Source organism: [Clostridium] citroniae WAL-17108, from assembly GCF_000233455.1.
GTDB classification, from domain to species: domain Bacteria; phylum Bacillota; class Clostridia; order Lachnospirales; family Lachnospiraceae; genus Enterocloster; species Enterocloster citroniae.
Genome location: NZ_JH376431.1, coordinates 75,123 through 87,435, shown reverse-complemented (window position 1 = coordinate 87,435; position 12,313 = coordinate 75,123). Strand labels below are relative to the sequence as shown.

Annotated in this window: 10 protein-coding genes; all 10 read left to right on the top strand. The window is 47.8% G+C overall.

The genetic code is table 11. The features are described 5' to 3' along the window. The first annotated feature begins 457 nt into the window (after positions 1-457). Complete coding sequence (locus tag HMPREF9469_RS27275; RefSeq protein WP_007870022.1) at positions 458-1,588, top strand: NAD(P)-binding domain-containing protein; 1,131 nt, start codon at positions 458-460, stop codon at positions 1,586-1,588. A 16-nt stretch (positions 1,589-1,604) separates the two neighbouring features. Further along, the gene (locus tag HMPREF9469_RS27270; protein ID WP_007870021.1) at positions 1,605-3,413 is read left to right on the top strand and encodes an FAD-binding protein; all 1,809 of its coding nucleotides are present in this window, start codon (positions 1,605-1,607) and stop codon (positions 3,411-3,413) included. Then, the gene (locus HMPREF9469_RS27265) at positions 3,410-3,697 is read left to right on the top strand and encodes a 2Fe-2S iron-sulfur cluster-binding protein (protein WP_007870019.1); all 288 of its coding nucleotides are present in this window, start codon (positions 3,410-3,412) and stop codon (positions 3,695-3,697) included. Before HMPREF9469_RS27270 ends, HMPREF9469_RS27265 begins: the two co-directional genes overlap by 4 nt. A gap of 44 nt (positions 3,698-3,741) precedes the next feature. Then, the gene (locus tag HMPREF9469_RS27260; RefSeq protein WP_007870017.1) at positions 3,742-4,818 is read left to right on the top strand and encodes a TAXI family TRAP transporter solute-binding subunit; all 1,077 of its coding nucleotides are present in this window, start codon (positions 3,742-3,744) and stop codon (positions 4,816-4,818) included. A gap of 122 nt (positions 4,819-4,940) precedes the next feature. Further along, entirely contained in the window at positions 4,941-6,779 is a 1,839-nt protein-coding gene (locus HMPREF9469_RS27255; protein ID WP_007870015.1) for a TRAP transporter permease, read from the top strand. 145 nt (positions 6,780-6,924) lie between these two features. Continuing rightward, a complete protein-coding gene (gene htpG / locus HMPREF9469_RS27250) occupies positions 6,925-8,934 on the top strand; it encodes a molecular chaperone HtpG (RefSeq protein WP_007870013.1) in 2,010 nt (669 codons plus the stop codon). 232 nt (positions 8,935-9,166) lie between these two features. Beyond that, positions 9,167-10,165, top strand: coding sequence for an ABC transporter substrate-binding protein (locus tag HMPREF9469_RS27245; protein ID WP_007870011.1), 999 nt, complete (start codon positions 9,167-9,169; stop codon positions 10,163-10,165). Between the two features lie 22 nt (positions 10,166-10,187). After that, the gene (locus HMPREF9469_RS33180) at positions 10,188-10,472 is read left to right on the top strand and encodes a hypothetical protein (protein ID WP_007870009.1); all 285 of its coding nucleotides are present in this window, start codon (positions 10,188-10,190) and stop codon (positions 10,470-10,472) included. A gap of 50 nt (positions 10,473-10,522) precedes the next feature. Further along, positions 10,523-11,401, top strand: a complete 879-nt coding sequence (locus tag HMPREF9469_RS27240) for a carbohydrate ABC transporter permease (protein ID WP_007870007.1) — start codon at positions 10,523-10,525, stop codon at positions 11,399-11,401. A gap of 4 nt (positions 11,402-11,405) precedes the next feature. Next, positions 11,406-12,248: a carbohydrate ABC transporter permease gene (locus tag HMPREF9469_RS27235; protein WP_007870006.1), complete on the top strand. Its 843-nt coding sequence runs from the start codon at positions 11,406-11,408 to the stop codon at positions 12,246-12,248. The last annotated feature ends 65 nt before the right edge of the window (positions 12,249-12,313 follow it).

Here is a 12,313-nt window from a genome sequence, read left to right as displayed (position 1 = left end):
ATAATTACCATTGAACATATTAAATACAATTTATTCGTATGTGAATAAATGATAAAATATATTATACAAATATATTGACTTGTACAAAGTGCACTGATATAATAACAATGTCAAATATTAAAACATCATTTCATTTATTAAAATTTGGCTCATCTAACCATAGACAATGCTTTTACAAATTAAAATACAGGGAAATATCCTGCTTATGAATTTTAATTATTAAAATTATAGTTGCGATCCGGTTTCATGGAGCCTTCAAGCCATATACCTGAACCATTAAGGGTTATAGTATATGACAAAACGATATATTGTCATATAGAGCTGACAACAGCTCACCTGACAGTTCCCATTACAGCTATCACCCCCGGGGCGTTTAAGACTCCATGTGATCGAGAATTTATAGGCAGATTTAGATATGTTTTAAGATGACAACAAAATGATAAGGAGGTAAGAGGATATGATGATGGAGCCCAACTATAACATTGTGGTCATTGGAATGGGGAACATCGGAAAATTTTTGATGCCAGGTTACCGGTTGCTTTTGGGAGACAAGGTGGAAACCAATGTTTTCGGGGTACGCAATAATCCGGACAAAGTATCAGAGCTGCAAAAGCAGGTCCCGTTCCAAGTCTCGGCAGGTAATGCGCTTGAACTCCTTCGGGAAAAAAAGCCTGACATTGTGATTGTTTCCACCCCGCCCAAAGTAATCCCCCTTGTGGCGGAAGAAACCCTAAAGCCCTATTTTGAAGAGGCGCGTAAAGAAAACTGGAGACTGCCGGATATATATACCTTTGGTCCCACCCCGGCGCCTCAAATGTATCTGGATCTGCTGGGCGGGGATGTTCTGGTTGCAAAGTTTCTGCCCAGTATGGTCAAAGAGAAACAAGGGGTTCCTTTGCAGAAGCTGGGCGCGGGTTTTATATGCTTTGGCAGCCCCTTTCCAAAAGACAGGGAAGCGCGTGCCATTAAGTTCTCCAATGTATTCAGCCAGAGCTTTGTAATGGATCAGGATCAGAGTTTATGTGGTCTTTCCAGTAAGATTACTACTTATACTATTTCCGACTGCGTCTGTGCAATTGCGGATGGTTTAGCTGATAAGGGATTTCAGGTTCCCATTCAGGACATTGCCTCTGTGTGGCGCGCGGCGTTCCGCAAACATGCTGGACTGGAGGGGCAAGGGATGTATCCCTGCCGCGAGATGGATGCCCCTGAATATATTCGAGAATTTGTGTACCGCCTGTCTGTTTCATGGTATGACGGTATTCTGCGCTATATAGTATCAGTTGGGGTTGATAAAACATTGGCCCAGGGATTTCATGGCGCAAACTTTGAAGCCTTTTCTCTGGCAGTACAGTTGTCGGACCGGAATGAACTGGAGCTGGATATGAAGCACAGGGCAACAAAAGGCGGCGTGACAGAAAAGGGGATTTCCACTTTTCGCAGTTATTTTACCGAGCATTTACGTCAGGCCACCAGGGAATGGATGGATGGAACCCTTGATGAGAGCTTTTTTGACAGTGCGGAGGGGATTGCTTATATGATCAATATGACGGTGAACCGCCATTCTTATCGTTTGGCTAAACGTTAATACAAGGAGGGATAAAATGGGACGGAGCATGGTTAAGAGCGATATCCTTGTTATCGGAGGCTCAGGCGCAGGGGTAATGAGCGCTGTGACGGCTTCCCGGGAAGGCGCAGAAGTTGTCCTTGTCTCAAAAGGAAAAGTGGGGAAAAACGGCAATGCTATTATGCTGGGAGGCAGCTTTGGGGTGGATGGCCAGGGGGCCAGGGATGTCTGCGGTGAAGCTGATGCCAATCAGGAGTATACGGCGGAAAGCCTGTTTGAGAAAATGGTGGCCTGCGCCTTTGGCTTGGGGAACCAGGAGCTTCAAAAGAGGTTTGTGGAAGACGGTCCTTATGCTGTAAAGGAGCTGCTTCACTGGGTAAAGGAGTGTGGGAGTACTTTTGTGTTCGCCCCCAAGGCATGCCGTTGGCGGGCTGGAGGGGTGGCCTTTGGCAGAGCTTTGAAGCGGGGGCTGGAATCCCAAAAGGAAATTCCTGTTTATGAAGATATCATGGTATCGGATCTGCTTACCAGGGATGGTAAGGTCTGTGGAGCTATTGGATTTAATGTTTATACCGGGGAGATCATTGAGTTTCAGGCAAAGTCGGTCATTATGGCTACCGGAGGCTGGCAGCCCTATGAGCTTAAGAATACCAACAGCGATATGACAGGGGATGGAATCGCCATGGCCCTTAGAGCGGGTGCTAAGGTTAAGGACATGGAGTTTCTTCTGGCAATTCCCACAATCCAGGAGCCCCTTTACGCAAAGGGGTCCATCCTTCCTTTTCAGATGACTATGCCAAACATCTTTCCGTTGCGGCACAAGGCCACTGATTTGGATGGCAAGGAGCTTCCTTATTCCTCCGAGCCAAGATTTAAGACGAATGCTTCCAACAGTAAGGTCAAGAAACTTCTCTATTGTGCCTTTTATGCTCCCGGCATGTATGAAAAATGGGATACATATGGGAACCGTTTTTACATGGATTATTCGGCTTATACGGATGAGGAGATCCGGGATGGTTTTAGGACATTCTATGAAAACCAACACTGGTGGCATGGAAAGGATAAGTACCACCACATCGATCTTCAGCAGCTGGCTGAGGACATGATCGCCAATGGCAAACGGCTGATGTGCGGTTTTGGAAACGAGTACAGCATGGGCGGCATTGTTGTCAATGAGAAGTTTGAAACGGATATTCCGGGCTTGTACGCGGCAGGAGAGGTCACCGGAGGTTTGTTCGGCGCTTTCCGAAGCGGTGACGGCCTGACGGAAATGCTGGCTAACGGGCTGACAGCCGGAAAAAATGCGGCAGTTTACGCCAAGAATGCTGCTGACCTTGAGCCTGCTAATCTGGATAAGGCAGAGGAATTTTTGGTGGGGCCCAGAAAGAAATCCCAAGGGGTCAGTGCGATTGAGGCTTGGAAGAAACTGGAACAGATAAGCGAGGAAGGTTTTGGATTTGTCCGTGATGGCAGGCGGTTGCAGCTGGCTTATGACCATATACGAGAGCTGCGGGCTTCTCTGGATCAATTGGCGGCGCCTGGCGCTGATCAATACAACCTGGAATGGATTAATTCCGTAATAATCCGGAATCTGGCTTTGTGTACGGAAATTGGAATCTATTCTGCGCTGAACCGCAAAGAAAGCCGGGGGTGCCATCTGAGAATGGATGAGCAGCAGGTAGACAATGAAAACTTTCTGTTCAGCTGGTTGGCAGAACTGAAAGATGGAGAGCTGGTCTATGAAAAGGAAGTACCTATCCCTACCTATCTGCCCCTTGATACCAGGAATTATCCTTCAGTTCTGGATTGCATAGCTGAAACGATTTTGAAAGGAGAGATGTCATGAGGGTAGAGATTAAAAGAAACAAGGACATTTCTGTTTATGAGGTTCCGGTTGTACAGGGTATGAAGGTTATGGATGTACTGGATTACATATATGCCAATCTGGATCATACACTGGCTTATTATCGTCATTCCTCCTGCTGCCAGGCAATTTGCGGGCGCTGCGCCTGCCGTTTAAATGGCAGAACCATTCTGGCGTGTGCGGAAATAGTGGATATTGATGCTGAAAAGATGTTTCTGGAACCTGGGGAAGGGACGCTTGTCCGGGATTTAGTGGTAATCCGTTAAGTATGAAAAAACAATTGTGAAAAATGAAAGGATGAGGTACGAAAATGAAAGTGAAAAAATTAGTTTCATTAGGTTTAGTATTGGCAATGATGATTTCAGCTGCTGGCTGCACAAGCAGCAAGAAGGCGGACACAGCCGCGCCTGCCGGTACAACCGGCGCATCGGGGGAGACTGCAGGGGAAAGCAGCGGCAATCCATCCGGTGATCCGGTAACCCTGGATCTTGTTACCGGAAGCACCGGAACTTCCTGGTACTCCTACGGTGCAACATTTTCTGAGGTAATCCCCAAGGGACTGCCTGCCGGTTCCATGATTAATGCCGTAGCCGAGGGCGGCGCCACTTCCAATCCCATTCAGGTTGCAGCAGGCACCTACCAGATGGGGATCGGATACAACTTATCAAATAAATGGGCTTATAACGGTGAGAACCTGTACACAGAGGCTTACGACAGCCTTCGCGGCATTGCCGGTTATTTAGACACGTTCTACTATATTGCGCTGGTCCGCACCGATGCCGGCTGGACGGATCTGGCCGAGGTGGCCGCCAACCACACCCCCATAAAGATCAGCGTGCTTCCTGCAGGGAACATGGGCAATATCGTTACATCCATGATCCTGGAGTATTACGGCATGACCTTTGACGATATCATTTCCTGGGGCGGCACGGTAGAATACGCGGACTGGAGCACCAGTGTGGAGAATATCAAAGATGGACGTACGGATTTTGTATGTCACAATATTACCCAGGGCCATGCTGCCGTGACAGAACTGTCATCCACTGTTGACATGACCTTTATCCAGTTCCCTCAGGAGATGATCGATACATTTACCGGTGAAAAGGGATTCAGTCCTGAGACTTTGCCGGCCAACTGCTTCAAAGGACAGGACGCCGCCATTGATACTTTTGGAGTTACCTCCTCATTATTCTGTACCGCAGACATGCCGGATGATGTAGCATATGATATTGCAAAGGCATTGTGTGAAAATGTGGATGATGTGAAGGCGGGACACACTGCCCTTCAGCGTTTTACAGCTGAAAAGGCCGGTGATCTGGCTGGTATGGGCCTTCCGCTCCATCCAGGTGCTGAGAAATATTACAAAGAAGCTGGGATACTGGACTGATAAAAGGGGCCTGGGATGATAGTTCTAAGCCTTGAATACACTGAAGAAAGGGTATAGAAACTAAATTATAGAAAAAAAATAAATACATAGAAGCGTTCTGTAATCCAGGAGCGATCTGGGCATTGGTTTGGGTCATGTTCCAGCTTTGGGTAGTGGTCAGAGGCTCCTATAGCGCCCTTATCATGCGTCCCATCCATGTCTGTTTTGCTATGGGATTGGTATTTCTTACATTTCCAACCTTCAAAAAATATAAGGTTCCAAAGGGGGAGAAATATCTTCCCCAGTGGTATGAATATATCTTCGTGGGAATCATTCTTTTCTGCTGTGTCTATATGGTGATGAACAGTACGCGCTATGACACCAGGATGGCCTACGTGGATCCCCTTACCACCATGGACTATGTTACAGCCATAGCCCTGCTGCTTCTGATGCTTGAATGCAGCAGGCGTGCCGTGAATTTGGCTTTGACCATCATTGTACTGATTTTTATCGGCTATGGATTTTTTGGGGAAATGATGCCGGGCCTGCTGGCGCATTCCAATATGTCGCTTGCAAAATTTGTGGAGGTGCAGATATTCTCTACTACGGGTGTATTTGGTTCACCTGTGAGCACTGCCTGCGGTACTGTGTTTTATTTCCTTTTGTTTGGTGCGTTCCTGACAGCGACACCGGCAGGCAGACTGTTTGTGAATATCTCTACCCTGCTTACCCGTAAGGCCAACGGAGGCGCGGGAAAAGCTACAATCGTGGCTTCCGCTCTTTTTGGCATGATTTCTGGCAGTGCTCCGGGCAATGTAGCTTCCATTGGAACCATCATGTATGAGCCAATGAAACAGCAGAACTTTGAGAACCGTTTTACAGGGAGTATTTTGGCCATTGGCGGAACCGCAGGACAGCTGATCCCTCCTGTAATGGGAGCAGCGGCATTTATTATGGTTGATATGACGGGGATCAGTTATTCCAATATCATGCTGGCAGCCATTATCCCTTCATTTATCTTTTTAGCAGCCCTTTACTTTCTGGTTGACATGTACGCCAGGAAAAATAAGCTGGCCAAGCCTCAGATTGAGGCAGCGGCATACCGGAAAGAGATTATGAAGGACATCCATCTGCTTCTAAGCGTGGTGGTTTTGGTTGCGCTGATTATTCGGGGCGGTTCTATGATGCGGTGCTGTACCTATGCAACAATTGTGCTGATTGCCCTGTGCATGATCCGCAAGGATACACGGATTACGCTGTTTGACTTTATCAAAGCCTTGGTGGCCACCGGAAAACAGGCTGTTATTGTTACCATGCCCTGTGCTCTGGCCGGCATTATCGTTGGACAGATCACTGCCACGGGCCTTGGGATCCGCTTTTCCAGCATGATCAATGCATTGGCCAGCAGCAACCTGCTGTTTGCTCTGATCGCCACAATGCTCATGGCACTTGTTTTAGGCATGGGCATGCCTACCAGTGCGGCTTATATCATGTCGGCCACATTGCTGTGTCCCAGTATTATTAAACTGGGCGTGCCTGTTCTGGCAGCACACTTTTTTGTATTTTATTTTGCCAATCTGTCTATGATCACTCCGCCTGTAGCGCTGTCTTCTTTCACCGCCGCGGGGATTGTGAACGACAATATGTGGAAGCTTGGCCTTTCAGCGTTTAAATACAGTTTTATTATTTTCCTTATACCTTATACCTTTGTGTATAGTCCGGCCATGTTGGGGATTGGGACTCCCTTGGAGCTTTTCCAATCCGGTCTTACCTGCCTTGTGGGGGCTTACGGATTGAGTATGGGGCTGATTGGATGCGGGATCGGGCCCATGAAAATGTTGGAACGGGTATTGGCGATTGCGGCTTCCCTGTGCTTAGTTATTCCGGAGACTGTCACGGACCTGATAGGGGTAATCTTAATGATAAGCCTTTTGAGTTTGCAGGTTATGCGGAGCAAAAAAGAAAAGCAGGTAACGGTATAAGCTTAAATGAAATTATTAGCACTCGATAAAAATGAGTGCTAATTTTTTATTGACATTTTCTTCAGTAGGTACTAAAATGTACCTTGTGAGTAAGCATACAGAATTTACAAGAACTATTATTATATAAGAAAGAGGCGGATGAAAGATGGCAAAGAAAGGCAGTTTATCAATCACGAGCGAGAACATTTTCCCGGTAATCAAAAAGTGGCTGTACTCAGACCACGATATTTTTTACAGGGAGCTGATCAGCAACGGCTGTGATGCTATTACAAAACTGAAAAAGCTGGAATTGATGGGAGAGTATGAAAGACCTGAGGATGTGGAATATAAGATTCAGGTCACCGTGAACCCCACGGACAAGACCATCAAGATCACGGACAATGGTCTGGGCATGACAGAGGAAGAGATCGACAAGTATATTAACCAGATCGCGTTTTCCGGCGTGCAGGATTTTATGTCCAAGTACAAGGATAAGGCTAACGAGGACCAGATCATCGGACATTTTGGCCTGGGCTTTTATTCTGCGTTCATGGTGGCTGATAAGGTAAGTATCGAATCCCTTTCCTGGCAGAAGGACGCAAAGGCTGTCCACTGGGAGTCAGAGGGCGGAATCGAGTTTGAGATGGAAGAAGGGGATAAGGCAAGTGTGGGAACCACCATCACCCTTTATCTCAACGAGGACAGCACGGAATTCTGCAACGAGTACAGGGCCAGGGAAGTCATTGAGAAATATTGTGCATTTATGCCGGTGAACATTTTCCTGGATAATGAAACGGCAGAACCCCAGTATGAGACTATTGAGAAGGACGAGCTCACGGACAGGGACAAGGTGATAGAGACTGTCATTGAACCTGCAAAGACTGAGGAAAAGGAATATGAGGACGGGACCAAGGAAACAGTTGAGATCGAACCGTCCAGGGAAAAATATAAGATCTTAAAACGTCCGGTTGCTTTAAATGATACCAATCCGCTGTGGAACAAACATCCCAACGAGTGCAGCGAGGAGGATTACAAGAGCTTTTACCGCAAGGTGTTCAGGGACTACAAGGAGCCGCTGTTCTGGATCCACCTGAACATGGATTATCCTTTCAACTTAAAGGGAATCCTGTATTTCCCAAAGATCAACATGGAATACGACAGCCTGGAGGGAACCATCAAGCTGTACAACAGCCAGGTGTTTATTGCGGACAATATAAAGGAAGTGATCCCGGAGTTCCTGATGCTGCTTAAGGGTGTGATCGATTGTCCCGACCTGCCTCTGAACGTATCCAGAAGCGCCCTGCAGAACGATGGCTTTGTAAAGAAGATTTCCGATTATATCACCAAGAAGGTGGCGGACAAATTGTCCGGTATGTGCAAGACAGACCGTGAAAACTATGAGAAGTACTGGGACGACATTGCGCCCTTCATCAAATTCGGATATATCAAGGATGAAAAGTTTGCTGAGAAGATGGGAGATTTCATTCTCTACAAGAACCTGGACGGCAAGTACCTCACCCTTCAGGGCTGCCTGGATGAGAATAAGGAAAAGCATGAGAATACAGTGTTTTATGTGACCAATGAGAAGGAGCAGAGCCAGTATATCAACATGTTTAAGGAGGAAGGAATTGACGCTGTCATCATGCCGGCCGCCATTGACAACCCCTTTATCAGCCATGTGGAACAGAAGAAGGAAGGCCTTAAATTCCTGCGTATTGACACGGACTTAAACGCTGCCTTTAAGGAGGAAGTAAAGGAGGATGATGAGGAATTTAAGAAGACTTCAGAGGAATTGTCGGAGCTGTTTAAGAAAGCCCTGGATAACGACAAGCTGGACATCAAGGTAGAGAAGATGAAGAATGCCGGAGTGGCATCCATGATCACCGTGTCAGAGGATACCCGCCGTATGCAGGATATGATGAAGATGTACAGCATGGGCGGTATGGATATGGGAATGTTTGGCGGAACCGGAGAGACACTGGTGCTCAATGCCAACCATCCGCTGGTACAGTATGTGCTGAACCACAAGGAAGGGGACAATACAGGCAAGATCTGCGAGCAGCTCTATGATCTGGCCAGCTTAAGCCACGGTGCATTGTCACCTGAGCGTATGACAAAGTTTGTCAGCCGCAGCAATGAGATCATGATGATCATGGCTGGGGAAAAAGCTGAATAAAAAAATGGTTCCCGGGTGGGGATCATAGTAATAGAAAAAGCATTGCCTGGTCTGGTGGGACGGGCAGTGCTTTTTTGCTTTGTTCCTCTATTTTAATTCATCCATTGTGTTGAATAGTCATATTTGTGTGTTTATTTAAGATTGTTGGCCGGTATGGGCAATGGTATAATTCGTATATCAAAGGAGATCGGATCCGATACAAGCAAAAACTAATTATAAGAGGGAGAATTATATGAGAAAGAAAAGAATGATATCTTTATTGGCGGCAGTGGTGACGGCAGCTTCCCTGCTTGCCGGCTGCGGTTCATCGTCCGCTACAGCCGGCGGTTTGGGGGAAACAGCCGGGGCCGGTTCCCAGAGAAAAAAGATCACAGCCCTGTTAAAAGGATCCGAGACCTCGGAGTCCAATATGATATACGGCAAGGCGATCAAGGATTTCTGCCAGCAGAAGGGCCTGGATTGTGAGATCGAACTTGTGCCCACGGATGCGGATTATATTACAAAGCTCCAGCTTTACATCAACAGCAATTCCCTTCCTGATATTTACGGCTGTGCCAATGGCTCCTTGTCTGCAGCGGCCCAGGAAATTGACGCCATGGTGAATATAGGGGAGGAACTGAAAAAAATCGGAAAATATGACTCCATGAATCAGGCGATCATTGATTTCCTTACGGATGCAAAAGACGGTCAGATGTATCTTATGCCCAACGCGTTGTATGCCGAGTATTTTGCCTACAGAAAGGATACCTTTGGTCAGTACGGGCTTGAGGTGCCAAAGACCTGGGATGAGTTCCTGAATGTGTGTAAGGTCCTTAAGGATAACGGAGAGATCCCCCTGATCGTAGGCGGCAAGGAAAACTGGCAGCTGATGCGCTACCTCTCCTTTGCCCCCTGGAGGGTGACCCATGACGGGTTCATAACAGGATATATCTCCGGGGAGGACAGCTTTGAGAAAAATGAAGCGGCAAAGGCGGGGGCTGGCCTGCTCTATACACTGGGGACAGAAGGCTACTTCCAGCCGGGCTTTTTGAGCACGGACAATACGGCCAACGGAGAACTGTTCTATGGCGGGACAGGCGCTATGATGTACTCAGGCTCAGGCGATATTGCAAAAGCAGATGAACTTTACGGCAATGGCCAGCTGGGATTTTTCCCGGTGCCGGACGTGGACGGCATGGAGAACATGGAGACCAACGTACCCCCTTCACGCAGGATTTGCCTATGCCTTTAATAAACAGACCTATGATGATGTGATGGAAGAATTCTTCCAGTATCTCTGCAATGAGTTCACCGGTCTTTGTTATGACCAGGCCAAGGTGTTTTCGCCCTTTAATGATCCGGTGCCGGATTCAGCAGGTGCGATCATGAAGGAAGTGTACCCGTTCTTTGAAAATGCAAAGCAGAGCTGGGTATCCTGGGACGACAAGCTGGATTCAGCCACCCTCACAAAGCTGGTGGATCTACAGCAGCTGCTGGTTCAGGGCCAGATCACGCCTGACGAATACTGTGCAACTGCAGACACCTATGTAACAAAGTAGTGGGACGGTCCGGAGGGCCATACCCCTCCGGACCGGGATAAGGAGGAACCATGCAGAACGCATTTGGAAAAAGAAAGGTGATCTTTACTTTCCTGCTTCCAGCTTTTATACTGTACACGCTTTTTGTGGCGGTATCAGTAGTCTGGGCCTGTTTTTACAGCTTTTTTGACTGGAACGGTGTGGGTTCCATGACATTTGCAGGGCTTAAGAATTATATGGATCTGCTGACCGGGGACCCGGTGTTCTGGCTGAGCGTAAAGAATACGCTGATCTATACGGTTGTGGATGTGGTGATCCAGGTGTTCGGAGGCCTGCTGTTTGCAATCTTTTTGACGCGGATCACCCATTTCAGGGCAGGGCTTCAGACCCTGTACTATGTGCCTGTGGTCATCTCGTCCGTGGCTATCTGCCAGATATTCAGCAAATTGTTTTCCGTTACCCCAACAGGTGTGATCAACGCTGTGCTGGGAGCCGTCAATCCGGACCTGTTATACATGGAGTGGATCTCCAACCGGAAACTGGCCCTTTATGTGGCGGCCTTTGTAGAAGCTTATAAGTATCTGGGGCTTTATATGGTCATCTTTTATGCGGCCCTGATCGGCGTACCGGGGGAATTGTCCGAGGCGGCCATTGTGGACGGAGCCAATGTGGTCCAGGAATTCATCTATGTAAAGATCCCGTATATCATGCCGGTGATCGTGGCTAACTGCCTGCTGGTATTAAACGGCTCACTGAGGTCCTTTGACGTCTCCTTCCTGCTGACAAAGGGAGGGCCGTCCAATGCCTCTGAACTGATGTCCACCTACATGTACAAACAGGCGTTTACCAGCCAGCGCTATGGATACGGAAGTGCGGTGGCCATGGCCATTGTGATCCTGTGTCTGGTCATTGGCCTGGGATTTCGGAAAATGACGGCGGAAAGGGAGTGATGGGATGAAGACAAGTCAGAAAAAAATGGTTTTTGCGCCTCTTAAAGGGCTGGCGGCCGTTATCCTTGCGGTCATTCAGGTATACCCTATTTTCTATGTGTTTTTATCCAGTCTGAAAACCCAGGAAGATTTCCGCAAACTGCCGTCCTATGCATTTCCCTCTTCCTTCCAGCTGGCCAATTACAAACGGGTGCTGGAGGTCAGCCCCATTGTCACCTACTTTAAGAACAGCATCATCATTCTGGTATTCACCCTGGCGGTGCTTCTGGTCATCAGTTCAATGGCCGGGTTTGCGCTGGCCAAGATCAAGTTCAAACGGAATCAATTCATGCTGAATTATTTTATGCTGGGGCTGATGCTTCCGTGTCAGGTGGCGCTGATCCCCCTCTTTACTATTTTCAGCAAGATGGGACTGCTGAACACATATGCGGCCATCATACTGCCCCAGGTGGCATTTGCATTGTCCTACTCCATTCAGCTGTTTTATTCCTTCAGCAAGTTCATGCCCAATGAGATTATTGAGGCAGCCATTATTGACGGCTGTTCCCCTCTTCAGAGCTATGTGAGGATCGTGTGTCCTATGTCCACCAACTCTCTGCTCACCGTGGGAAGCATGCAGGCTGTTTTTTGCTGGAATGATTTTATATGGGCCAATACCTTTATCCGGTCCAGTGATATGAAGACCGTGACCCTGGGGATCAACGATTTTGTGGGCTACATGGGGGTCACGGATTGGGGGCCCACCTTTGCAGCCATTATCCTGATCACCATACCTACATTTATCATATATTTTTTAACCAGCAAATACATGCTGGCGGGAATGACTGCCGGAGCGGTCAAGGGCTAGAGCGTGTCGGAGTCTCCCCGGCACCCGTCTTTGCGGCTGATTTTCCGCCAGTCGCACACAAGTCT

Bases quoted from the DNA above. Each gene is read 5' to 3' on its own strand.
- HMPREF9469_RS33180 (WP_007870009.1), top strand. From the start codon at position 10,188: ATGGAAGAATTCTTCCAGTATCTCTGCAATGAGTTCACCGGTCTTTGT.
- HMPREF9469_RS27275 (WP_007870022.1), top strand. From the start codon at position 458: ATGATGATGGAGCCCAACTATAACATTGTGGTCATTGGAATGGGGAAC.
- HMPREF9469_RS27270 (WP_007870021.1), top strand. From the start codon at position 1,605: ATGGGACGGAGCATGGTTAAGAGCGATATCCTTGTTATCGGAGGCTCA.
- htpG (WP_007870013.1), top strand. From the start codon at position 6,925: ATGGCAAAGAAAGGCAGTTTATCAATCACGAGCGAGAACATTTTCCCG.
- HMPREF9469_RS27260 (WP_007870017.1), top strand. From the start codon at position 3,742: ATGAAAGTGAAAAAATTAGTTTCATTAGGTTTAGTATTGGCAATGATG.
- HMPREF9469_RS27265 (WP_007870019.1), top strand. From the start codon at position 3,410: ATGAGGGTAGAGATTAAAAGAAACAAGGACATTTCTGTTTATGAGGTT.
- HMPREF9469_RS27245 (WP_007870011.1), top strand. From the start codon at position 9,167: ATGAGAAAGAAAAGAATGATATCTTTATTGGCGGCAGTGGTGACGGCA.
- HMPREF9469_RS27235 (WP_007870006.1), top strand. From the start codon at position 11,406: ATGAAGACAAGTCAGAAAAAAATGGTTTTTGCGCCTCTTAAAGGGCTG.
- HMPREF9469_RS27240 (WP_007870007.1), top strand. From the start codon at position 10,523: ATGCAGAACGCATTTGGAAAAAGAAAGGTGATCTTTACTTTCCTGCTT.